Below are 22,793 nucleotides of genomic sequence, written 5' to 3'. Positions count from 1 at the left end.
CTGCCGCACAGCTTCTCCAGTGCCTGGAGGGCGAGGCCGCGGAAGAGCAGTTCCTCGGTCACGGCGGCGCCGACCTGTATCGCGGCCATGCTCGCCACGATCGACAGGCCGTTACCGGGCCGTTCGTCGAACGAGAACTCGGTGAGGAGCGTGAGCATCGACACGGTGATGAGAACGAAGCCGATCGCGACACCGAACACCGTCTGTGTCACGGCCCCCGACTTCGCGATCTCGGGTACCTCTCGCCGGGCGAGGTGGCGCATGACCGCCCAGTAGATGACAACCGCCAGGGCCGCGCCCACGACGGCGACCACTCCACCCACCGCGACCAGGCTGGACGCCAGGCCCACACCCACTATCCCGGTCAGCATCCAACCGAGGGGAGACCGGAAGAAGCGGCCGGCCTTTTGACGGGTGGGCTGGGGGGACGGGGTGTGCGTGGTGCTCATGGTGACCTCCGTAGAACGCAACCGCGTGCCTTCCGCGACCTGCCGAGAACGCTATGAGAGCGGCGACGTTTCCGAATCACCCCCGAGTGGACAGCTCCGGGTACCTCTCACGGGGGACACGGGGCGCCGGATGCCGGGGAAGGCGGGGCGTTCACGGTGTGACACCCGGGACCGCACCGGGCTTGCACCTCACGTCACGTGAGGAGGCACCGTGCACCGTGAAGGGCGTCAGAAAAGGGAGCGGAAGTGAGGAAGTGAGCTACTCCGTGGGACAGGTCGCCGGCCTCGCCTCAGTGACGGTGACGCGTCTCGACAACGTCGTCGACGACGCGAGCACCAAGGCGGCGCGGGCGGGCTTCGAGTTGCTGGAGGCCTCGGTCACGGCCAGGTGCACGTCGAAGGGCCGGTCGGGCCCGGGCCCCCGGAGTGGGACATCACCGGGGGCACCCGGGCGTACGTCCGGTCCGAGTACTGGGCCTGGCAGGAAGTGAACCGCCAGGCGGCCGACCGTACGCAGTGCGAGCCGCGCCGTGGTGCGGACGGTGGGCTCCCGCATAGGCCGGGGACGGGTCTCAGGCGAGGCGCTTACGGCCCCAGAAGAAGAGGAACACCGTGACGGCGGCCGTCAGGGCCAGCAGGATCGACGCGCCGAACCACTGCATGCCGTTCATCTGGGAGATCGGCAGGTAGTCGACCGACCAGCCCACGACATCGGCCTTCTGCAGGCACAGCTCATGTGCCTGTTCCGTCTGCGCGTCCGCACAGATGCCCCAGCCGAGGAGTTTCCCGTCGCCGGTGAGGTACGGGGTCGACCCGTCCATCCGGTGCGCGCCTGTGGGCAACGTCTCGACCGCGGTTTCGGCCGAGGCCCTGCTCGTCGTGCGCGTGACGACGTTGCCGAGCGACAGCAGGAAGTGGGACCAGACGAGCTGGACGACGACGGTGAAACCGAGGGTGACCACCATGGCCATCAGCGTGCGGCGCAGCACCACACCAATCGCCACCCCGCCGAAGACGGAGAGGAGGGCGAGGGCGACGGGCACGGGTCCCGTGGTGTTGAAGGTGGATTCGGAGATCCACTCCGTGGCCGTGACCTCGGACTTGTAGAGGCTCCACCACCAGCCGAACGCGACCGACAGCGCGACCGTGCTCACCACGACCACCAGCGCGGTCAGGGCCAGTTTCGTGGTCAGCCAGCGGGTCCGGCTCACGGACTGGGTGACAACCAGCTTGGCGGTGCCGTTCTCCAGGTCGCCGGCGAACAGCGGGGCACCGAGGAAGACACCGAGCAGGATCGGTATCAGCCGGAGTCCCGTGGATATGTGGATGTACCCGTCGATCTGCAGCTGGGAGCGCTGGAAGGCGATGCAGGCCACGGCGAGCGCGGAGGCACCGAGAATGGTCCAGAACGCGACCCGGTGCTGGCGCCAGACCAGCCAGGTCATGCCCTTGAGGGGCTGGGGGAGTTGGGGGAGTCGGCCGGTGCCAGTGGTGCCCGGGGCCGTGGATCTGGTCGTCGTCGAGGTGCTGGTGAGAGAGCTCATGCTGCCACCGTCCGGGTGTTGTACGCCTGCTCCTGGACCTGGGCGGTGGGGGTGATCAGAGGTGGTGCGTCTGGTGAGCGGAGATAGGCGAGCAGGAGTTCCTCCGTGCTCGGGCTGTCCGTCTCCCAGGGGCCGGTGGCCGGGCCATCGGGGCGGATCAGGGCGGTGAACTGCCGTCCGCTGATCCGGGACTCGACGAGGGGGTGGTGCGCGAGGGAGGCGGGCAGGCCCTCGCCGTCCTTGGTGCCGGTGACCATGGTGTGTACGGACAGCAGCTCGTCCACGTCTCCGGCGAGGCGTACTCCGCCGCCGGAGAGGACGACGAGGTAGTCGCACATGTTCTCCAGTTCGGCCAGGACGTGGGTGGACATCAGGACGGTGGTGCCGTGCTCGGCGGCCTCGGCGAGGAGGGTGCCCGTCAGTTCCTGGCGCGCGACCGGGTCGAGGTCCGACATCGGCTCGTCGAGCAGCAGCAGGTCGGGGCGCTTGCCGAGGGCGACGGCCAGGGCGACGCGGGTGTGCTGGCCGCCGGACAGGGTGCCGATCTTCGCGTCGAAGGGCACATTGCCCGCGCGGACGATGTCCTCGGCGGCGCGCTGGTCCCAGCCGGGGTTCAGTTCCTGCCCCAGCCGCAGGGTCTCGGCCACGGTGAACCGGCGGAACAGGGGCTTCTCCTGGGCGAGGAACGAGGTGCGTCCCGAGCCCACCGAGCCCGGTGCCGCGCCGAACACGCTGAGCGTGCCCTGCGTCGGCTCCAGGACGCGGGCCATGATGCTCAGCAGCGTGGTCTTGCCCGCCCCGTTGGGGCCGACCAGCCCGCAGATCCGTCCCGCCGGGAGCCGGAAGGAACAGTCCTTCAGTGCCCATCCCCGCCGGTAGCGCATCCCCAGGCCGTGCGCCTCAAGTGCCGACTCCGCGTACATACCGTCACTCACGAGTGCTCCTAGTTGCCGTGGCCGCCGTCTCACTACCGGCGGCGTACTGCTTCTCCATGGCCGAGGCGACCAACGCGGCCACGTCCTCCTGCTCCAGGCCCGCCTCGGCCGCCCGGGACACCCACGCCACCAGCTCCCCGTACAGCGGTGAGTCGGTACTTGCCGAGGGGCGGGCCAGGGTGCGGCGTACGAACGTGCCCTGGCCGGGTCGCGGTTCGACCAGGCCCTCGCGCTCCAGCTCGCGGTACGCCTTGAGGGTGGTGTTCGGGTTGACCGCGCTGACCTCGGCGACCTCCTTGGCGGTCGGCAGCCGATCGCCCGGCACCAGTACGCCCAGCCGCAGGGCCTGCTTGGTCTGCTGCACGATCTGCTGGAAGGCGGGGACTCCGTTCCGCCTGTTGATGCGGAACTCCACGATTACCACCACCATTTCACTACTCGATTAGTGGAATGATGATGGAGGGGTGCGCGAGTGGTTGTCAACAGCAATCGGAGGGGCTTCCTGGGCAGGGATTCAGCCGCCGGCCGCGGCCTTCGTCACGTCGGCGTTCCCTTCGACGCCGTATGCGTCGCGGGGGTGCGCGCGTCGACCTGGCCGTTGAAGCAGAAGTCGGCGCCGACGCCCGAAGCGCCGTGCACCGATCGCGTAACCCGCCACATCGCGCAGCAAACCCTGCAGCGACCCCGCCTCCACGACGGTCACGAGGGCCCCGGGATCACGCACACGCCGATCACGATGGTCCACGCGACGCCGGCGCCCGGTGCGGAGATCACCCTGCCCTGGCGGGAGGACTTCAACGGACTGGCGTACGTGATGGCCGGGCGCGGGTCGGTGGGCGCCGAGCGGCGGCCGGTCCACCTGGGGCAGACGGCGGTCTTCGGCGCCGGAGGCTCGCTGACCGTCCGTGCGGACGAGAAGCAGGACTCCCACACGCCGGACCTGGAGGTCGTGCTGCTCGGCGGGCAGCCGATCCGGGAGCCGATGGCGCACTACGGGCCGTTCGTCATGAACACCCGGGAAGAGCTCCAGCAGGCCTTCGAGGACTTCCAGAAGGGCCGGCTGGGCACCGTCCCGGCGGTGCACGGCATGTCGGCGGCGGGCCCGGACGCCTGACGCGCCCCCGCGCTGACCGCGCGTCACGCTGACGCCGTGTCACCCGGGCGGGCCGTCCGCGCAGGACAGCCCGCCCGGTGCGTGGTCGGCTGGGGACGTGCAGCTGCTTCCCGGTCCGGTCCGTCGGTTCGCCGCCTGGTGCGCCGTCATCCTGCTCGCCAGCGGTGTCGTCTACGTCGCGATCCGGCTCTGCGCCGAGTTCCGCACCGCGGTGACGCCCGCGCTGCTCGCGCTGCTCGGCACCGCCCTGCTCCGGCCGCTGCACCGGTGGCTGGTGAGGGCGCACGTGCAGCGCTCGCTGGCCGCCGGGCTCACCTGCGTCGCCGTCGTGGCCGTGGTCGGCGGGGCCGTGTACATCGTGGTGTCCGCGCTCGTCGAGACCGGCGACCAGATCATCACCTCGCTCCGGGACGCCGCGAAGGACATCGCCGACCACTTCGGGGCGGCCGGGACCTCGCTGGACGACATCGCGTCCAACGCGCGCGAACTGCTGGGCAAGTTCGGCGGTACGGCCGCCTCGGGCGTGGTCACCGGCATCAGCGTCGTCGGCGAGATGATCGCCATGGCCGTGCTCGCCCTGCTGCTCGTCTTCTTCTTCCTGCGCGACTCGGACCGGGCCGTCGGCACGGTGCGCGCCATCGCCCCGCCCGGCGGCGCCGACATGGTCGAGGCGATGTCCCGGCGGGCCTTCGGGGCCGTCGAGGGGTTCATGCGGGGCACCACCCTCATCGCCCTCATCGACGCGGCCTGCATCACCGTCGGGCTGCTGGTCCTGCGCGTCCCCGGCGCGATCGGGCTCGGCGCGCTGGTCTTCGTCGGCGCCTACATCCCCTACCTCGGCGCCTTCATCTCCGGAGCCGTCGCCGTGCTCGTCGCGCTGGCCGACCGGGGATTCGCCATCGCCCTGTGGGCCCTCGGGGTGGTCCTGGCCGTACAGGTGCTGGAAGGGCACGTGCTCCAGCCGGTGATCCAGAGCCGGACCGTGCAGATGCACCCGGCCGTCGTGCTGCTGGCCCTCACCGCGGGAGCGTCGGTGGCGGGCATCCTCGGGATGCTGCTCGCCGTTCCCCTCACGGCCGCGGCGTTCGGGATCGTGCACGAGCTCCAGGCGCGTTACGCGGTCTCCGGGTCGCCGGCCGGGCCGCGGCCGTCTCCGGGGCCGCCGTCCGGCTCCACGGACTCGTAGACCTCGTACCAGATGCTCTTGCCATCGCCGCGCGGGGCGACGCCCCACGCGTCCGCCAGCAGTTCGATCAGGATCAGGCCGCGGCCGGAGGAGGCCATCTCCCCCGGCCGGCGCTTGTGCGGCAGGTCGGCGCCGCTGTCGGTGACCTCCACCCGGATCCGCCGCTCGCCCGGCTCGCCGGCGACCTCCGCGACCAGGAGGGCGTCGGCGTCGGTGTGCACCAGGACGTTGGTCAGCATCTCGGAGAGCAGGAGCACCGCGGCGTCCCGCTGCTCCTCGCTGGGCCAGTCGTGCAGCAGGTCGCGCAGATGCTGCCGAGCGGTGGCGACCCGCGCGGGCTCCGCCTGCGCGACGGTCAGCATCGTGCGCCGCACCGGGGCCCGGGGCACGGTGCTGTCGCCGCAGCCGCAGCCCTCGCCCTGCCGGCACAGCAGCAACAGGGCGATGTCGTCCTCCCGCCGGTCGGCCAGCGGGCCGGTCGTGTGGTGCGAGGAGGGTCCGTGGACGCCCTGGACCAGCGCGTCGGCCAGTTCCTCCAGGCCGCCGTCGTGCTCCTCCAGGATGACGCGGAGGCGGTGCCAGCCGGTCTGCAGGTCGTGGCCGCCGGTCTCCACCAGACCGTCCGTGCACAGCATCAGGGTGTCCCCGGGTTCCAGGGCGAGCCGCGTGGTCGGGTAGTCGGAGTCCGGGTCGATGCCGAGGGGCAGTCCGCCCGCCGTGGCGAGGATCAGCGCCGTTCCGTCCGCCATGCGTACGACCGGGTCCAGGTGCCCGGCGCGGGCGCTCTCCACGGTGCCGGTCGCGGGGTCGACCTCGGCGTAGTAGCAGGTCGCGAAGCGCATGTCCCCGGGGTCGTCGTCGGACTGGGCGAGGCCGTGGAAGAAGTGGGAGGCGCGGGAGAGCACCGCGTCGGGACGGTGCCCCTCGGCGGCGTAGGCGCGCAGCGCGATGCGCAGCTGGCCCATCAGTCCGGCCGCGCGTACGTCGTGTCCCTGGACGTCGCCGATCACCAGGGCGAAGCGCCCCCCGGGCAACTGGATCATGTCGTACCAGTCACCACCGACCTGGAGGCCGCCGCCGGTGGGGACGTAGCGGGCGGCGACGCCCATGCCCGGGATCTCCGGGCCGAGCACGGGCAGCATGGTGCGCTGCAGTCCGTCGGTCAGCTCCCGCTGGGTCTCGGCGGCGCCCGCCCGGGACAGGGCCTGCGCCAGCATCCGCGCCACGGTGGTCAGCACCGACCGTTCGTCCGGCGTGAACGCGACCGGATAGGCGAAGGCCGCCAGCCAGGCGCCCATCGTGCGGCCTGCCACGGTCAGCGGCAGGAAGGCCCAGGAACGGCGGCCGAAGCGCTCGGCGAGGGGCCAGGTGAGGGGGTAGCGGGACCGGTACTGCTCGGGGGAGGAGATGTAGACGGCGCGGCCGGTGCGGACCACTTCGGCGGCCGGGTAGTCCGTGTCCAGCGTCATGTTCAGGAACGGGTTCATGTCGTTCTGCGGCTGTCCGTGGTGGCCGATGACCGTCAGGTGGTCACCCGAGACCCCGAACACCGCGAGCCCGTCCGGGGAGAACCCGGGCATCGACAGGCCCGCCGCGACCCGCAGCACCTCCTCGGTGGACCGCGCCTCGGCCAGTGCCCGGCCCGCGTCCAGGAGGAACGCCTCCCGCGAGCGGCGCCAGTCGCCGGTGACCGCGCTGCGCCCGGCGGGCGTGCCGGGTGTCGGCTCGGCGACCTCCTGGAGGGTGCCGATCAGCTCGTACGCCTTGCGCACGGGGTCGAACGAGGGCTTGGAGCGGCTGCGCACGACGCGGACGATGTGACCCCGTTCGTCCATGATGCGGATCCGGACCTCGGCGAGGGTGCGCTCGGCGACGGCGAGCTGGACCACCCCGGTGATCTCGTTCCAGTCCACCGGATGCAGCCGGGCCCGTACCTGGGCCTCGGTGAGGGTCGCCCGTTCCGCGGGCAGCCCGAGCAGGCGGGCCGCCTCCGAGTCGACCGTGACCGCCCCCGCGGCGGTGTCCCAGTGCCACAGACCGGTCGCGAGAGCGGCGAGGACGTCCCCCACCTCGGGCAGGGGCTCACCAGTGCGCATTCATCCACTGTAGGAAGAGGGGATCGGAGACTGCCACCGCTCGCTCCCAGGCCCGCGCCCGCTCGCTCCCGGGCCCGCGCCGTGTCAAGGGGGAAGAGGACAGCCGTGCCCGGCCGGTACGCTGGGGGTTGTTTCACGCTGGGGTTGTTTCACGTGAAACGCGGAACACCATCCCCGATCCACGAAGGCTGGATGAACGACGATGCATCGGTACAGGTCCCACACCTGCGGCGAGCTCCGCTCCTCTGACGTCGGCACCGACGTCCGGCTGAGTGGCTGGCTGCACAATCGGCGCGACCTGGGCGGCATCCTCTTCATCGATCTGCGCGATCACTACGGCATCACGCAGCTCGTCGCCCGTCCGGGTACCGAGGCGTACGAGGCGCTGGACAAGCTGACCAAGGAGTCGACCGTCCGTGTCGACGGCAAGGTCGTCTCCCGGGGCGCCGACAACGTCAACCCCGACCTGCCCACCGGCGAGGTCGAGGTCGAGGTCGGCGAGGTCGAGCTGCTCGGCGCCGCCCAGCCGCTGCCCTTCACCATCAACGCCGAGGACGGGGTCAACGAGGAGCGGCGTCTGGAGTACCGCTTCCTGGACCTGCGCCGCGAGCGCATGCACCGCAACATCATGCTGCGCACGTCGGTCATCTCCTCCATCCGCAGCAAGATGGTGGCCCTCGGCTTCAACGAGATGGCGACGCCCATCCTCACCGCCACCTCCCCCGAGGGCGCCCGCGACTTCGTGGTCCCCTCTCGGCTGCACGCCGGCCGCTTCTACGCGCTGCCGCAGGCGCCGCAGCAGTTCAAGCAGCTGCTGATGATCTCCGGCTTCGACCGGTACTTCCAGATCGCGCCCTGCTTCCGTGACGAGGACGCCCGCGCCGACCGCTCGCCGGGCGAGTTCTACCAGCTCGACGTCGAGATGAGCTTCGTCGAGCAGGAGGACGTCTTCCAGCCGGTCGAGCGGCTGATGACGGAGCTGTTCACCGAGTTCGGCGGCGGCCGCGAGGTCACCTCGCCCTTCCCGCGGATCCCGTTCCGCGAGGCGATGCTGAAGTACGGCTCCGACAAGCCGGACCTGCGCGCCAAGCTGGAGCTCGTCGACATCACCGACGTCTTCGCGGGCTCGGAGTTCAAGGCCTTCGCCGGCAAGCACGTCCGCGCCCTGCCGGTGCCGGACGTGGCGGGCCAGTCCCGCAAGTTCTTCGACCAGCTCGGCGACTACGCCGTCACGCAGGGCGCCAAGGGCCTGGCCTGGGTCCGCGTCGGCGAGGACGGCGCGCTGACCGGCCCGATCGCGAAGTTCCTCACCGAGGAGAACGTCGCGGAGCTGACCAAGCGGCTGTCGCTGGCCCCCGGCCACGCGGTGTTCTTCGGCGCGGGCGAGTTCGACGAAGTCTCGAAGATCATGGGCGCGGTGCGGGTCGAGGCCGCCAAGCGCGCCGGGCACTTCGAGGAGAACGTCTTCCGGTTCTGCTGGATCGTCGACTTCCCGATGTACGAGAAGGACGAGGAGACGGGGAAGATCGACTTCTCCCACAACCCCTTCTCGATGCCGCAGGGCGGCATGGACGCCCTGGAGAACCAGGACCCGCTGGACATCCTCGCCTGGCAGTACGACATCGTCTGCAACGGTGTCGAGCTGTCCTCCGGCGCCATCCGGAACCACGAGCCGGACATCATGCTCAAGGCCTTCGCGATCGCGGGTTACGACGCGGAGACCGTCGAGCGCGAGTTCGCCGGCATGCTGCGCGCGCTCCGCTTCGGCGCCCCGCCGCACGGTGGCATCGCCCCGGGTGTCGACCGCATCGTCATGCTGCTCGCCGACGAGCCCAACATCCGCGAGACGATCGCCTTCCCGCTCAACGGCAACGCCCAGGACCTGATGATGGGCGCGCCGACCGAGCTGGACGAGACCCGGCTGCGCGAACTGCACCTGACGGTGCGCAAGCCGCAGCCGAAGTAATCTGCGGCGGCAGTACCGCAGCGAGGGGCTCGGAACCGTGGAGCGGTTCCGAGCCCCTCGCCGTCGTCACACCTGGTTCTCGCTCCGGTAGAGCGGCAGGTTCTGGGTCGAGATGGTCCAGTCGGCGATGGTGACGTCCTCGCCGTAGACGAAGTCCTTGCGGGTGGCGTAGCGAGGGCCGTCCGGGGTGGCGTGGATGTCCGTGAAAACGGCGCCGGTGCCTGTGCGGGGGTCGAAGACCGCGTAAACGGGGATGCCGAGCAAGGGATAGTCGCGCACTTTGCCCACCCAGTCGTTGCCCGGGTTGGAGCGGGAGACGACCTCGACGGCAGCGATGAGCGACCGGGGGTCGAACGACCCCTCGACGTCCATGTCATCCTCGGCGATCACCATCAGATCGGGCCGCCGCATGACGCCTTCGGGCTCGTCCTCCACGTCCGGCTCACCGGTGTGCGCCACGATCCCTTCCGGCATCGCCTTTTCCAGGCGCTTCCGGAGCCGCAGTGTGGTCAGCTCGTGCCGACCGCTGGGCGACATCATGTCGTGGACGATCCCTTCCTTGGTGACCTCGAACTTGCCGGGGAGCGTGTCGTCCGAGGACTGAACGAAGTCGCGCATGGCCCGGTATTGGTGGGAGGCGCCCTGCTGCGCGTTGTCGGGTGCGATGGTCATGGCGCTCGCTCCTCGTCGTGTGTGCCCACGGGCTCGGGCAAGGATCGTCGCCTTCATGCTAGGCGTCCTCCGGGTGGTCGGTTCGGCAGTCGCGGCAGCGGCCGGGGTCCGTGGCGCGGAAGGCGCGGTCGCAGCCGTCGCAGGTCTGGAGGGGGTGCCGGGACTCGTGGGCGGCCGGCGGGGCCGGGGGCCGGAACGGTGGTGGGGGCGGTAGCTGGGCGGCCAGGCGGTGGGCGAGGAAGGCGGCGGGCCGGATCAGGGGCTCCAGCGGCAGGTTCTCGGTCAGCGCGTGGCGTACGGCGGTGGGGCCGACCTCGCGTTCCAGCCAGGCGGCGACGCCCGGGGCGAGGTGCTCGGCGTCGGTGGCGGAGAGGAGGAGGCGGGGGTCGCGGCGGCGCAGGCCGGTGAGGACGTCGACGGCCGTCTGGAGGAGGGCGGGGGCGGGACACGACGGCTGGGGCACGGCGGGGAGGCGCTTGCGCGGCGGCTTCTCCTGGGCCGCGCGCCGGGCGAGCCTGCGGGTTGCCGCCTCCCGTGCGCCGCCGCTGCTGTGTCCGGGCCTGTTGCAGGAGACCGTGCGGGTGACGATCCGGCCGGTGGACGTGCGCGTACACGTGCGTTGCAGGTAGCCGTGCTTCTCCAGCTCGCGCAGTCCGGCAGCGATGCGGGTGGGGCCCTCGGGGAAGCGGGCGGCGAGGGTCTTGATGTCGACGGAGGTGCCCTGGCGCACGGACTGGATGTAGCAGGCGAGCCCGATGGCGAGCAGGGACAGATCCTTGTGCTGGGCCAGGTGGTTGCCGATCACCGTGAAGCTCTCGGTGTGGCGGACGTTGTCGTGGACGACACCCGCGAACGGCTGCTCGTGGGGGTGGTCTTCGTCCAGGGCTCCGGACGTGGCGGGCATGGGCGCGTTAGGGTGCTGGGCAGCCATCGGGGAAGCGTCTTCTTCCTTGGTGGTCAGGCCCTCGCATTGGGATCCCACTCCCGGCGGGGGCCGTCGCATGTCTGGTGGTGTGTCGCCGCTGAGCGTAAGGCAGACAACCAGCCCCGAATCCAGCCAAGTTGGCATATTCACTCGCGAGAGTGACCGCGCCCGACGGGAGGGAGGGGAGGGGCTTGGTGGGGTGCTTTCTCCCCAGTTGGTGGTGCATAGGGGGCGCAGGTGCGGCCGGAACCCGCCCCGTCGCGTTCCGGTACTTCCTGTGCCGGGAGGGCGAGTTCGGCCCAGACCGTTTTGCGGGGCGGCAGGCCGGGGGCCACTCCCCAGCGGTCGGCGAGGGCCGTCACGAGAGCCAGGCCGCGACCGGACTCGTCGGCGGGGGCGGTGGGGTCGGTGGGACGCAGGCACGGCAGCCGGTCACCGCGCGTGTCCGTGACCTCGATGCGGAGGGTCTCGCCGACCATGTAGAGCAGGAGCTGGAAGTTCCGGCCCGGGACGCGTCCGTGGGTGGCGGCGTTGTTCGCCAGTTCGGCGACGATGTGTGCCGCCGGGTCCAACGGCAATCCCCAGGCGCGCAGTTGTTCGGTGGCGAGCAGACGGGCGAGACGGGCGCCACGGGGCGTGGGGGACAGCAGGAGGCTGAAGTTGCGGACGCGTCCGCCGGGCTGGGCGAGTTTCTGGTTCACGTGACTCAGAGTGGCCGCAGCTGCGTACCGTGAGGAGTGATGACGCCGTTGCGTACGGTCACTGTCTGGCGGTTGTCCGGTGGTGTCCGGGCTTGTCAGGGCGGTGCGTGCGGGTAGGGCGTGGCTGGTACGAGGCGGTACGACGGAGGGGCGCGCGCATGTCGGTGGACGGTGAGGTTCGGCGGCTCAGGACCGAGGCTGACGAGCCGGGGTGGGAGGTGGAACCGGACGACGAGTGGGGCGTGGCGGTGGTCGCCACCGTGGGGCGGCAGTTGAAGCTGCGCCGGGAGGCCGTGGGGATGCGGGCCGGGGAGTTCGGCAGGGCCGTGGGGTACGGCGAGGATCTGGTGTACAAGATCGAGGGCGGGAAGCGGATTCCCCGGCCGGAGTACCTGGAGATGGCCGACGAGGTGCTGGGGGCGGGTGGGCTGCTCGCTGCCATGAAGGAGGACGTGGCGAAGGTCCGGTACCCGAAGAGGGTGCGGGATCTAGCTCAGATGGAGGCGCGGGCGGTCGAGATCGGGGTGTACGTGTGCAGCAGCATTCCTGGGCTGTTGCAGACTCCTGAGCACGCGCGTGCCCTGCTGGAGTCGTGGCAGCCGGCTTACTCCCCGGAGGACTTGGAGCGCCGGGTGGCTGCCCGTATGGCTCGCCGAGCCATCTACGACCGCTGTCCCGCGCCCGCGCTGAGCTTCGTCCTGGAAGAGGCGACGCTTCGCCGCAGGGTCGGGGGCACAATGGTGCGGCAACAGCAGTTCGAACGCTTGCTGGAGGTGGGACAGATGAACAGCGTCACCCTCCAGGTGATGCCGATGGGCAGTGGACCACACCCCGGCATGAGCGGCCGGATCGAAGTGCTCAAGTTCGAGGACGGCACGGCGGTGGGACGCTCCGACGGAGCGTTCAGTGGCCGCCCGACGCATGATCCGAGGCAGCTTCGCATCCTTGAACTGCGGTATGGCACCATCCGGGCCCAGGCTCTTCCACCGGGGGAGTCTCTGGCGTTCATCGAGCAACTGCTGGGAGAGACATGATCCGCAAGCCCGCCGCCAGGGATGCCTCCGAACTGGCGTGGTTCAAGAGCAGCTACAGCGACGGCCCCGACGGCGACTCCTGCGTCGAGGTGGCGGCCACCCCCGGCACCGTCCACGTCCGCGACTCCAAGTACCGCGACGCGAGCCCCCGCCTCGTGGTGGCGCCGGAGGCGTGGGCGGGCTTTGTGACGTACGCGTCCGGGACCTGACTCCTCAACCGTGCATGCCCCGAGCCTGGTTGTCACCGGGCGCGGGGCGCGTTGTAGTCAGGCCGCCTGGGTGGTGAAGGCCACTGAGCCTGTCCCGTAGCTCCTGGCCCAGGCGCTCGACACCGAGGTGTCTCGGTTCACGGGGTGTCCTCCGGGAGCTCCGGGTGGCCCGTCTCCGGGGCGAACAGGTCCTCCGCTCGCTCTACTGTGCCGGCGCGGTCCAGCCAGTCGTTGAGGAGGGTGAGGTCGGAACACGTGCGGATGCGCTCACGGACGGCGTCAGTGATCACGAGGCCACGCACCTCCAGTACCCGCAGGACGCCCTTGGCCTCACCGCGGGCCTCGCCCTCGGCCTTTCCTTCGGCCCTGCCCTCGAGGTACTTCTCCTCGAACAGTGTCCGGTGTCCCGGGAAGTGGGTGATGACGTCCTGCATCAGCTTTCTCCAATTCTCCCTGGTCGGAGTGGATTCCAGACCGACCTCCACCATTTCGAACCAGTACTTCGTGATGTCCGGCTCGAAGGACAACAGCCCGCGGGCGACGGCTTCCAGTATGGCGGGCGCGCGGCGGCTCTCGCTGTGGACGATGGCGGAGAGCACCGCAAGGGCGGGGCGCCGGGCCACCGCCACCTCGTCGGTCACTTCCGGGACCGTCTGGGGCCCCAGGACGATCGGCCGGGTGGTCTGGGTCGGCCAGGAGGCCACGCCGCATTCGAAGGGCCCCGTGGCCCACGCCGCTGTGGCACGGTCCCGGCAGACCGCCACCAGCACGACCGGCAGGTCGTACTTCGCGCACAGGTACGCGACGTAGTACGCCCAGCTCCTCGCCTTGTCGGGGTCCTTCTTGGTCTGTGACTCGAGGGCGAGCACGAAGTTCTCCCCCATGTCGGGCGCGAACCTGAGCACCGTGTCCACACGGCGCTCCAGCGGCCGGATCTCGGTGGCGTCGGGGGAGAGCTCGTCGAAGTCGTCCTTCGAGGGCGGCGGAAGCCCCAGTGCCTCGAAGACGGGCGCGAGAGCCTCCGGGTGCTCCTGGAAGAGCCGGTGGGAGGCCTCGTGTGTTGCTTTGACCATGAGTGCCAATTAAGTGCGGTCATGGCAGGAGCGCTCGGCATATGCCGGAGCATTCACTCGTTCGGTGACGGGAGAATTGTTCGCTCTGGCCCCGGTGCTCGCGTCAGCGGGCCACGAACTGGGTCAGGATCGCCTGGACCTCGTAGATGTCGACGCCCTTGGTGAAGGTCTTCTCGATGGGGGTCGGGGAGCCCGAGAGCCAGATCTTCAGTTCGGCGTCGAGGTCGAAGTGACCGGCCGTCTCGACCGAGAAGTGCGTGATGCTGCGGTACGGGATCGAGTGGTACTCGGTCTTCTTGCCGGTGATGCCCTGCTTGTCGACCAGGATCAGGCGCCGGTCGGTGAGCAGGATGGTGTCGCGGATCAGCAGGTAGGCGGCGTGGATCTGCTCCCCGTGGCCGAGCAGGCGTGCGTAGTCCTGCTGCGCCTGGGCCGGGTTGATGCTGTGTGCGTTGCCGAACAGTGCCATGGCTGGTCTCCCACGTGAGCTGGCTATTTGTCCGATCTTCGCAAAGCAGAGGGCCCGGGAGAAGGTCTGCCCCTCCCGGGCCCCGTGCTGTAGCGAGCGTGTTACGCGGTCGGCTTCTCCTCGAGACGCGGGAAGAGCACCGCGCCCTTGGTGACCGTCGCACCGGCGGGCAGCCGGCCCCAGTCCGCCGCGTCCTGGACCTTCTGGGCCGCGAGGGCGCCCAGGGACGCCTCGGCGCCCAGGGAGTCCCAGAGCTTCTGGGAGGTGTCCGGCATGATCGGGTTGAGGAGGACCGCCACCGCGCGGAGCGACTCGGCGGCCGTGTAGAGGATCGTCGCCAGGCGGGCCTTGCCCTCCGGCGAGTCGTCCTTGGCGACCTTCCAGGGCTCCTGCTCGGTGATGTAGCCGTTGACCTGCTTCACGAAGTCGAAGACGGCCAGGATGCCGCCCTGGAAGTCCAGCTCCTCGCCGATCTTCCGGTCGGCCTCCGCGACGGCCTTGGCCAGGCCGTCGTGGATCGCCTTCTCCGCGTCCCCGTCGGCCGCCGAGGCCGGCAGCGCGCCGCCGAAGTACTTGCCGACCATGGCCGCGACGCGGGACGCGAGGTTGCCGTAGTCGTTGGCCAGCTCGCTGGTGTAGCGGGCGGAGAAGTCCTCCCAGGAGAAGGAGCCGTCCTGGCCGAACGCGATCGCGCGCAGGAAGTACCAGCGGTACGCGTCCACGCCGAAGTGCGAGGTCAGGTCCTGCGGCTTGATGCCGGTCAGGTTGGATTTCGACATCTTCTCACCGCCGACCATCAGCCAGCCGTTCGCGGCGATCTTCCCGGGGAGCGGGAGGCCCTGCGCCATCAGCATGGCCGGCCAGATGATCGCGTGGAAGCGGAGGATGTCCTTGCCGACCAGGTGGACGTCGGCCGGGAAGGTGGCCTCGAACTTCTCCGGGTTCTCGTTGTAGCCGACCGCCGTGGCGTAGTTCAGCAGGGCGTCGACCCACACGTAGATGACGTGCTTGTCGTCCCAGGGGACCGGCACGCCCCAGTCGAAGGTCGAGCGGGAGATGGAGAGGTCCTGGAGGCCCTGGCGGACGAAGTTCACGACCTCGTTGCGCGCGGACTCGGGCTGGATGAAGCCCGGGTTGGCCTCGTAGTGGGCGAGCAGCTTCTCGCTGTACGCGCTCAGCTTGAAGAAGTAGTTCTCCTCGCTGAGGATCTCCACCGGCTTCTTGTGGATCGGGCACAGCTTCTGGCCCGCGTACTCGCCCTCGCCGTCGAGCAGCTCGCCGGGGAGCTTGTACTCCTCGCAGCCCACGCAGTACGGGCCCTCGTAGCCGCCCTTGTAGATCTCGTCCTTGTCGTACAGGTCCTGCACGAACTCCTGGACGCGGTCGGTGTGCCGCTTCTGCGTGGTGCGGATGAAGTCGTCGTTCGCGATGTCGAGGTGCTCCCACAGGGGCTTCCAGGCCTCGGTGACGAGCTTGTCGGCCCAGGCCTGCGGGGTGACCCCGTTGGCCTCGGCCGTGCGCATGATCTTCTGACCGTGCTCGTCCGTGCCGGTGAGGTACCACACCTTCTCGCCGCGCTGGCGGTGCCAGCGGGAGAGCACGTCGCCTGCGACGGTCGTATAGGCGTGGCCCAGGTGAGGAGCGTCGTTGACGTAGTAGATGGGGGTCGAGACGTAGTACGCCTTCGCCCCCTGCTTCTCGTTTCCAGTGGCCGCCATGGTCGAAATCCTACTGGTCCGGTGGTGGTCGGCTCACACGCGTTTCGGGGGGCGGACAGGGGTGACCTCCCCTGTCCGCCCCCCGTCGGGCTGTTCCGGTGCCGGGTGTTCTACGGGCGCCAGGCGGCCAGGACGCCCTCGTAGAGCTCCTTGTCGGTGAGCTCCCTCGGGGTCTCGCCGGCGAGGAAGTGGGACGCGTTGCCCGTCTTGAGCTTGCGGAGGTAGTCGAAGGCCTTGTTCTCCGGGTCGCCGAACGCGACGAAGGAGAAGTGCACGTCCGGGTGGTTTGCCGCCGCGTCGGCGAGGGACCGGGTGGCGGGGGTCTTGGCGTCGGGGGCGCCGTCGGTCTGGAAAACCACCAGGGCCGGGGTGCCGGGGGCTTCCTTCCCGTGGTGGGCGAGGACGGCCTCGACGGCGGCGTGGTAGCTGGTGCGGCCCATGCGGCCGAGGGCACCGTGCAGCTCGTCGATCCTGTTCTCGTGGTCGGTGAGGGTGAGATCGCCGGCGCCGTCCACCTCCGTGGAGAAGAACGTGACGTGGACCGTGGCCTCCGGGTCGAGGTGGGCGGCGAGGGCGAGGGTCTGCTCGGCGAGGGCCTGGGCGGAGCCGTCCTTGTAGTACGGGCGCATCGAGGCGGAGCGGTCGAGGACGAGGTGGACCTTGGCGCGGGTGCCGGTGAGGCCGTGCTTCTTCAGGGCGGTGGCGGCGGCCTTGTAGGCGGTGGTGAGGCCGGGGGCGCGGGAGCGGACGCGGGCGGCGGTGGTCGCCGGCTTCGGGGCCTCGGCGGGGGCCTCCGGCCGGGGGTGGTTCGGTTCGGCCCCGGCCCCGGCCTCGGCTTCGCCTTCGGCGCCTGTGCTCCCATCCGCACCACCCGTGCCGGGTTCGTTGTCGGGTGCGGGCGGCCCCTGTGGGGCTCCTTCGCCTTCGCCGATGCCGTCGGCGGCTGCTGCGGGCTCGGGGGCGGGAGCGGGGGTCGCCGGCTCTGCCAGGGCTTCGGGCTCGGCGGTCTCCGCCGTCTCGGCGGCCGGGGTCTCCTCGGCTTCGGCTTCGGCTTCGGGCTTGGGGGCGGGCTCTGCCTCGGGGCCGGCTTCTGGCGCGGGCTTGGAGGTGGCCTCGGGCTCGGCCTCGGGCTCGGCTTCGGGCTTGGTCTCGGGCTTGGAGGCGGCGGTCTCGGGCTCGGTGGCGGTCTCGGTCTCGGGCTCGGTGGCGGCCTCAGGTTCGCGCTCGGCCTTGGATTCCACGGTGGGGGCGGATTCCGGCTGGGGTTCCGGTGGTGTCTCCGACTTCGGGGGCCGCCGGTCCGAGGTCTCGTCCGGGGACTCCGTCGGTTTCGGGACCGTGACGTTGGCGAAGGCCGCCTTGACGAGTTCGTGCTCGTCGGGGGAGGCCGCCGCCGTGCGGGGCTCGGGGACCTGGGCCGTCTTCGGCGTGGGGTCGGCGGTCTCCGTCCGCTCCGGAGCCTCGACCGGCTCCGGGAGTGCGGTGGGCTGGGACGGGAGCTTCGGCTCCGGCGCGATGGCCGGCGGTGCCGTCTCCTGCGTCACACCCTCCGCCTGGGCGGTCCGTTCTTTGCGTGACCGTCCGAACGCGTTCCGCAGGAGAGTGAGAATGCCCATGTGCGCAACCCTTCGCGTGAGTTGATGCCCGTCAATCCCTGGCCAGGACGGACACGTAAGGTTAGCGGCCCCGACTTGTGATCTTGTGCAGGGTCTGCCACGAAAGCACGGGCGCGTCAAGGAGGGATCGAGACGCCGCGCTAATTCCCCTCCGGCTTCCGTGGATTCACCCGTCGTTCACCGTGGCGCCCGTCTCCCGCACGTATGTGCACCTACGGTCGCGCTGACACCAAGGGCATCCAAGGGCTTCTCAGGGGAGAATCACAGTGCGCAAGCTGCTGCCGTTGATCGGAACGCCGTCCGGTTCGCATCCCGGCGGCCGGTCCGCCATGACCTGCCGTTTCCGGTGTGGTGACGCCTGCTTCCACGAGGTGCCCAACACCAGCTCCAACGAATACGTCGGCGACGTCATCGCCGGCGCGCTCAGCCGGCGCTCCATGATGCGTGCCGCGGCCGTCGTCACCGTCGCCGCGGCGGGCGCCGGGGCCGTGGGCGTGGCGGGGGCCCCGTCCGCGCAGGCCGCGCCGGCCGCCGGCAGGGGCCACGGGCACGGGCACGGGAAACCGTCCGCGTCGAAGGGCGCCCGCGGGCTGCGGTTCACGCCCGTCGCGCCCAACACCGACGACGCCGTCACCGTCCCCGAGGGGTACCGGCAGGACGTCGTGATCCGCTGGGGTGAGCCCATCCTGCGCGGGGCGCCCGCCTTCGACCCGGAGAACCAGACCGCCAGGGCCCAGGCCGGTCAGTTCGGCTACAACAACGACTTCCTCGCACTGCTGCCGCTGCGCGGTGAGCGCGGCCGGCAGATCCTCGTCGCCAACCACGAGTACACCGACGAGGTGCTCATGTTCCGCGGCTACGACCCCGACAACCCGACCCGCGAGCAGGTCGAGATCGCCTGGGCCGCGCACGGGCTGTCCGCCGTGGTGGTGGAGGAGGAGCGCCGGAGCGGCAAGCTGACGCCCGTCTCCCGGCACCGCCTCAACCGCCGCATCACCGCCACCACCGAGTTCCGCCTGACCGGGCCCGCCGCCGGTTCCGACCTGGTGAAGACCTCCGCCGACCGGACCGGCCGCAAGGTGCTCGGCACCCTCAACAACTGCGCCGGCGGCACCACCCCGTGGGGCACGACGCTGCACGGCGAGGAGAACTTCAACCAGTACTTCGCCAACAGCAGCCGGGCCACCGACAAGCGCTACGGCATCGGCACCGGCGCCACCGAGCGCAAGTGGGAGCGGTTCGACAAGCGTTTCGACGTCGCCCAGGAGCCGAACGAGGTGCACCGCTTCGGGTACGTCGTCGAGCTCGACCCGTACGACCAGGACTCCACGCCCCGCAAGCACACCCTGCTCGGCCGCTTCAAGCACGAGGCCGCGACCGTGCGGCTGACCCGCGACGGGCGCCCGGTCGTCTACACCGGCGACGACGAGCGGTTCGACTACTTCTACAAGTTCGTCGGCAGCAAGCGGATGCGGCAGGGGAACTCCCGCTGGGCGCGCGAGCACAACCTGTCGCTGCTCGACGAGGGCACCCTCTACGTCGCCAAGCTCAGCGGCGACTCCCCGGCGATCGAGATCGACGGCACGGGCACGCTGCCGAGCGATGGCGAGTTCGACGGCAGCGGCCGCTGGATCCCGCTGGTCACCGCCACCGAGGACGGCGCCGTCTCGCACGTCGACGGCATGACCGCCGAGGAGGTCTGCGTCTTCACGCGGCTCGCCGGTGACAAGGTCGGCGCCACCAAGATGGACCGGCCCGAGGACATCGAGCCGTCGCCGACGACCGGCAAGGTGTACGTCGCCCTCACCAACAACTCCAACCGCGGCGTCGGCTCCAACGCCAAGGCGGACGAGGCCAACCCGCGCAACGCCAACAAGCACGGCCACGTCCTGGAGCTGACCGAGCGCTGGAACCGGGCCGACGCCACCAGCTTCGCCTGGTCGCTGTTCCTGGTCGCCGGTGACCCGGAGGACCCGGCGACCTACTTCGCGGGCTTCCCGAAGGACCGCGTCAGCCCGATCTCCTGCCCCGACAACATCGCCTTCGACGACCACGGCAACCTGTGGCTGTCCACCGACGGCAACGCGCTCGGCTCGCACGACGGCCTCTTCGGCGTCGCGACGAAGGGTGACCGGCGCGGTGAGCTGAAGCAGTTCCTGACCGTGCCGAACGGCGCGGAGACCTGCGGCCCGCTCATCCAGGACCGGCGCGTGCTGGTCGCCGTGCAGCACCCGGGTGAGGTCGACGGCGCCTCCGTGGAGAAGCCGGCCAGCAGCTGGCCCGACGGGCCCGGGAAGATCGTGCGCCCGTCGGTCGTGGCGGTGTGGCGCGCGGACGGCCGCGACATCGGCGTCTGAGGCGCCTCTCCGGGCGGGGCCGGTGTCAGCCGGCCCTGTGGAGCGTGAGGTCGACGACCAGGGCGCGGTGGTCGGTGTCGGCCAGGTCCAGGAACCGGGCGCGGCGTGCGGTGAAGTCCTCCGACACCAGGACGTGGTCGATCTGCACGCCGAACGCCGGGGCGGTCCGGGCGGGCCAGGTGGCCGTCCGGTCGGCCCCGGCCAGCCGGGCCGCGTCGCGCAGCCCCGTGTCGAGGATGCGGCGGAAGGCGGCGTGGTCCTGGGAGGCGTTGAAGTCGCCGGCGAGGACGGTGGGGGTCCCGTTCTCCCCGGCCTCGGCGGCGGCGACGTCGCGCAGGGCGTCCAGCTCCTCGCGCCACAGGCCCACCTGGTCCGGCAGCGGCGGCATCGGGTGGGCGAGCTGGAGCCGTACGGCGTGACCGCGCACGTCGGCGACGGCGCCGGGCATGCCCATGGTGCCGGGGACACCGGAGGTGGGCTCGAGCGGGAACGTGCTCAGGATGACGGACCCCTCGGAGCCGCCGCCCTCGACGGCCTGCCGGTGGGGGTAGTCGGCGGCGAGGTCGCGCCGCAGCGCCGCGTCGCACGTGTATTCGCACTCCTGTACGAACACGAGGTCGGGTTTCTCGCGCCGCACGGCGGAGATCAGCTCGCCGGTGCCCTGGCCGAACTCGACGTTCGAGGTCAGCACCCGCAGCCCGGCGACGGGCAGCCCGACGGGGTCGCCCGTCTTGCCGTACGGCTCGATGAACCACGCCAGCAGCCCGAGCAGCGCCACCCCCCACACGGCGCCGGTCCACCACCGGGCGAGCAGCGACAGCAGCAGAGCGGCGCCGGTCGGCACGAGCAGCCAGGGCAGGAAGGCGAGCAGCTGCGGTACGGGTGTGATGCCGTCGCTGTCGGCGGCGCGGCAGCCGACGACCACGCTCACCCCGGCGAACAGCAGTCCCGCGCACCATGCCCCGAACCGCCGCCCGGTGCGGCGGGCCGCCGGCCGTTCGCGGGAGTCGGTCCACTCACCGGTCGCCGTGTCGGTGTCCAAGTCCCGGCCTTCCACTCGCGGGTGCGTTGCCTGCCTCTGCGCTCACTGCCTCTGCGGTGCCCGAATCCTCCCTCAAAGACGGGAGTCGGGGGCAGGAAGTTGCGCACACGTCCTACGCCCGCGCGTGGAACTCCCGAACCACCTCGATGCGCCCCACGATGTGCCCGTTGAACTCGTCCAGCTCCTCCGCCGGAACCCACAGCTCCAGGATCGTCTCGCCGCCGGCCCGGCGTACCGGGTAGCGCTCCAGGAACCCGGTGTCGACCTCGAAGCGGGTGACGTAGCCCGAGCCGGACGCGGGGACGTTCCAGTCGCGGGCGATGCGGACGGCGTAGTCCTCGTCGAGGACCGGGTAGAAGATCGGCTGCTCGGGCAGGCGGGGTGGCCACGCCGTCCAGCCGGAGGCCTCGACCAGGGCCAGCTCCTCGGGACCGGTGGGACGCCACAGGGTCGTCGTCTTGGGCATGGTCGGTGACCCTAGCCGCCCGGCCGCGAGCCCGGCCAAGGCTTTACCGGCCTCGGGCGGCCCGGGGGCGGGGCCCGCCGCACCGGGTCGGGGCGGGGCCCGAGGCGGTCGGCTCAGAGGCGGGGCCGCGGCGGCCGGGGCGGTGCCGGGGCGACGGGGGTGCCCGCGGGTGCCCGGCGGCGGCGCAGCAGATGTCCGTACCGGCCGGTGAGCCAGGAGGCCAGGGCGACCGTGAGGCCGAGGACGACCAGCAGCCAGGAGGCCGTGCGCAGGGTCCCGGTGAGGGCGTCGTAGACGGCGCCCGCGGCCGGTCCGTCCACCGCGCCCTCCACCGCGTCGGGGAGTTCGGCGACGGTGAGCCGGCGGCCCACCACGACGGAGAGGGCGAGCAGCGCCCCGCCGAGGGCGGTGCCGACTCCGGCGGCGGTGACGGCGCGCCGGCGGCAGGCGGCGACGGCGATGCCGGTGACCGCGAAGACGACGGCGGCGACCGGCAGCCAGAAGGCGGCGACGTCGAGCACGTGGTAGCCCTTCCTGAGCCGGTCCGCCTCGTGGGCCGGGAGCACGGTGACCGTGATGTGCCGGACCGGGATGCGCCGCGCGAACGGCACGTCGTCCTCGGCGAGCCGGTCCTTGACGCGGTCGGCGACCGGGGCCAGGTCGACGGTGACCGCGCGGCCGTCCGCCCGGTCGTCCCGCAGGGCGCGCAGCACGGCGTCGTGGACGGTGCGGTTGGCCGCGTCCCAGCCCTCGCGGAAGGCGTCGGTCCGGGTGAACGACCGTGCCGCGTCCTGCGCGAAGAGCCGCACGGTGCCGTTCAGGGGGCCGGCCGCGACCTCGTCCGCGACCCCGTCGCCCACCGCGTCCGCGGCCGCGTCGGCGACCGCGTCCCGTACGGCGGGGTCATCGGCGAGCGGCGCCATGGCGGCGACGTACCGTCCAGTGTCGGTCAGCCCGTACGCCGCCCAGCCCGCCGGCACGCCGCACGGTACGGCCAGGCAGGCGAGGACGATCAGGACGGCCGACAGGGCGCTCCGGAAACGTGGGGACACCCTCCCAGAGAAGGCGCCGGCGACGGCCCGGGCGACCGGCGTGACTGCATACGGCCCACCGGGACGGGCCGAACGTGCGCCCGGCCCGGCCCCGGGGCGCGGGCGGGCGGGCGCCACCCGCTCCCGCTCCTGCTCCCGGTCCAGGACCTGGACCTGGACCAGAACCCGG

The 22,793-nt window shown here is 71.2% G+C and carries 19 protein-coding genes and 2 pseudogenes; 6 read left to right on the top strand and 15 right to left on the bottom strand.

What is annotated here, in order from left to right:
- The 4 genes and pseudogenes from ACP4IX_RS30055 to ACP4IX_RS30040 all read right to left on the bottom strand — a co-directional run.
- A pseudogene (locus tag ACP4IX_RS30055) lies at window positions 1-449 on the bottom strand (CPBP family intramembrane glutamate endopeptidase); the annotation flags it as partial.
- Window positions 450-1,021: 572 nt separating this feature from the next.
- Window positions 1,022-1,993 carry an ABC transporter permease gene (locus ACP4IX_RS30050; protein ID WP_426557671.1) on the bottom strand — a complete coding sequence of 324 codons (972 nt, stop codon included), beginning with the start codon at window positions 1,991-1,993 and terminating at the stop codon, window positions 1,022-1,024.
- Window positions 1,990-2,916 (bottom strand): ABC transporter ATP-binding protein, encoded by a 927-nt coding sequence (locus ACP4IX_RS30045; protein WP_426557676.1) that lies wholly within the window; start codon window positions 2,914-2,916, stop codon window positions 1,990-1,992. The genes ACP4IX_RS30050 and ACP4IX_RS30045 overlap by 4 nt, the downstream gene beginning before the upstream one ends.
- 4 nt (window positions 2,917-2,920) lie before the next feature.
- Window positions 2,921-3,358 carry a GntR family transcriptional regulator gene (locus ACP4IX_RS30040; RefSeq protein ID WP_426521067.1) on the bottom strand — a complete coding sequence of 146 codons (438 nt, stop codon included), beginning with the start codon at window positions 3,356-3,358 and terminating at the stop codon, window positions 2,921-2,923.
- Between the two features lie 264 nt (window positions 3,359-3,622).
- Between ACP4IX_RS30040 and ACP4IX_RS30035 the strand changes: the two are divergent.
- Together ACP4IX_RS30035 and ACP4IX_RS30030 are read left to right on the top strand one after the other, a co-directional pair.
- Window positions 3,623-4,042: pseudogene (locus ACP4IX_RS30035) on the top strand (pirin-like C-terminal cupin domain-containing protein); the annotation flags it as partial.
- Window positions 4,043-4,139: 97 nt separating this feature from the next.
- On the top strand, window positions 4,140-5,228 hold the full coding sequence (locus ACP4IX_RS30030; RefSeq protein WP_426557669.1) for an AI-2E family transporter: 1,089 nt from the start codon (window positions 4,140-4,142) through the stop codon (window positions 5,226-5,228).
- On the opposite strand, the gene ACP4IX_RS30025 is transcribed toward ACP4IX_RS30030, so the two are convergent.
- Entirely contained in the window at window positions 5,156-7,324 is a 2,169-nt protein-coding gene (locus tag ACP4IX_RS30025; RefSeq protein WP_426557667.1) for a SpoIIE family protein phosphatase, read from the bottom strand. The two genes, ACP4IX_RS30030 and ACP4IX_RS30025, sit on opposite strands and share 73 nt — an antisense overlap.
- Before the next feature lie 202 nt (window positions 7,325-7,526).
- Between ACP4IX_RS30025 and aspS the strand changes: the two genes are divergently transcribed.
- Window positions 7,527-9,290, top strand: coding sequence for an aspartate--tRNA ligase (aspS, locus tag ACP4IX_RS30020; RefSeq protein ID WP_426521061.1), 1,764 nt, complete (start codon window positions 7,527-7,529; stop codon window positions 9,288-9,290).
- A 66-nt stretch (window positions 9,291-9,356) separates the two neighbouring features.
- Here the strand turns inward: aspS and ACP4IX_RS30015 are convergent, their stop codons facing one another.
- From ACP4IX_RS30015 to ACP4IX_RS30005, 3 genes are all read right to left on the bottom strand, one after another.
- Window positions 9,357-9,962: a Uma2 family endonuclease gene (locus ACP4IX_RS30015; protein ID WP_426557665.1), complete on the bottom strand. Its 606-nt coding sequence runs from the start codon at window positions 9,960-9,962 to the stop codon at window positions 9,357-9,359.
- 58 nt (window positions 9,963-10,020) lie between these two features.
- Window positions 10,021-10,866, bottom strand: coding sequence for a helix-turn-helix domain-containing protein (locus ACP4IX_RS30010; protein ID WP_426557663.1), 846 nt, complete (start codon window positions 10,864-10,866; stop codon window positions 10,021-10,023).
- A gap of 167 nt (window positions 10,867-11,033) precedes the next feature.
- Window positions 11,034-11,588, bottom strand: coding sequence for an ATP-binding protein (locus ACP4IX_RS30005; protein WP_426521055.1), 555 nt, complete (start codon window positions 11,586-11,588; stop codon window positions 11,034-11,036).
- A 158-nt stretch (window positions 11,589-11,746) separates the two neighbouring features.
- Between ACP4IX_RS30005 and ACP4IX_RS30000 the strand changes: the two genes are divergently transcribed.
- Together ACP4IX_RS30000 and ACP4IX_RS29995 are read left to right on the top strand one after the other, a co-directional pair.
- On the top strand, window positions 11,747-12,622 hold the full coding sequence (locus ACP4IX_RS30000; RefSeq protein ID WP_426521054.1) for a helix-turn-helix domain-containing protein: 876 nt from the start codon (window positions 11,747-11,749) through the stop codon (window positions 12,620-12,622).
- Window positions 12,619-12,831 (top strand): DUF397 domain-containing protein, encoded by a 213-nt coding sequence (locus ACP4IX_RS29995; protein WP_426521052.1) that lies wholly within the window; start codon window positions 12,619-12,621, stop codon window positions 12,829-12,831. Before ACP4IX_RS30000 ends, ACP4IX_RS29995 begins: the two co-directional genes overlap by 4 nt.
- Window positions 12,832-12,968: 137 nt before the next feature.
- Here the strand turns inward: ACP4IX_RS29995 and ACP4IX_RS29990 are convergent, their stop codons facing one another.
- The 4 genes from ACP4IX_RS29990 to ACP4IX_RS29975 all read right to left on the bottom strand — a co-directional run bounded on the left by ACP4IX_RS29990 (window position 12,969) and on the right by ACP4IX_RS29975 (window position 17,707).
- Entirely contained in the window at window positions 12,969-13,904 is a 936-nt protein-coding gene (locus ACP4IX_RS29990) for a hypothetical protein (protein ID WP_426557661.1), read from the bottom strand.
- Window positions 13,905-14,007: 103 nt separating this feature from the next.
- Entirely contained in the window at window positions 14,008-14,373 is a 366-nt protein-coding gene (locus tag ACP4IX_RS29985) for a PH domain-containing protein (RefSeq protein ID WP_426521048.1), read from the bottom strand.
- Window positions 14,374-14,474: 101 nt separating this feature from the next.
- Window positions 14,475-16,091, bottom strand: coding sequence for a methionine--tRNA ligase (gene metG / locus ACP4IX_RS29980; protein WP_426557659.1), 1,617 nt, complete (start codon window positions 16,089-16,091; stop codon window positions 14,475-14,477).
- Between the two features lie 110 nt (window positions 16,092-16,201).
- A complete protein-coding gene (locus ACP4IX_RS29975; RefSeq protein ID WP_426557657.1) occupies window positions 16,202-17,707 on the bottom strand; it encodes a VWA domain-containing protein in 1,506 nt (501 codons plus the stop codon).
- Between the two features lie 266 nt (window positions 17,708-17,973).
- Between ACP4IX_RS29975 and ACP4IX_RS29970 the strand changes: the two genes are divergently transcribed.
- Window positions 17,974-20,064: a PhoX family protein gene (locus ACP4IX_RS29970; protein WP_426557655.1), complete on the top strand. Its 2,091-nt coding sequence runs from the start codon at window positions 17,974-17,976 to the stop codon at window positions 20,062-20,064.
- Window positions 20,065-20,089: 25 nt separating this feature from the next.
- Here the strand turns inward: ACP4IX_RS29970 and ACP4IX_RS29965 are convergent, their stop codons facing one another.
- From ACP4IX_RS29965 to ACP4IX_RS29955, 3 genes are all read right to left on the bottom strand, one after another.
- Window positions 20,090-21,106, bottom strand: a complete 1,017-nt coding sequence (locus ACP4IX_RS29965; RefSeq protein WP_426557653.1) for an endonuclease/exonuclease/phosphatase family protein — start codon at window positions 21,104-21,106, stop codon at window positions 20,090-20,092.
- A 112-nt stretch (window positions 21,107-21,218) separates the two neighbouring features.
- Window positions 21,219-21,572, bottom strand: a complete 354-nt coding sequence (locus ACP4IX_RS29960; protein WP_426521038.1) for an ADP-ribosylation/crystallin J1 — start codon at window positions 21,570-21,572, stop codon at window positions 21,219-21,221.
- A gap of 113 nt (window positions 21,573-21,685) precedes the next feature.
- Complete coding sequence (locus tag ACP4IX_RS29955; protein ID WP_426557651.1) at window positions 21,686-22,624, bottom strand: hypothetical protein; 939 nt, start codon at window positions 22,622-22,624, stop codon at window positions 21,686-21,688.
- Window positions 22,625-22,793: the final 169 nt, after the last annotated feature.

Origin of the sequence: Streptomyces sp. WG5, from assembly GCF_049974565.1 — a bacterium.
Taxonomy (GTDB): Bacteria; Actinomycetota; Actinomycetes; order Streptomycetales; family Streptomycetaceae; genus Streptomyces.
This window is presented reverse-complemented; position numbering and strand designations above follow the sequence as displayed.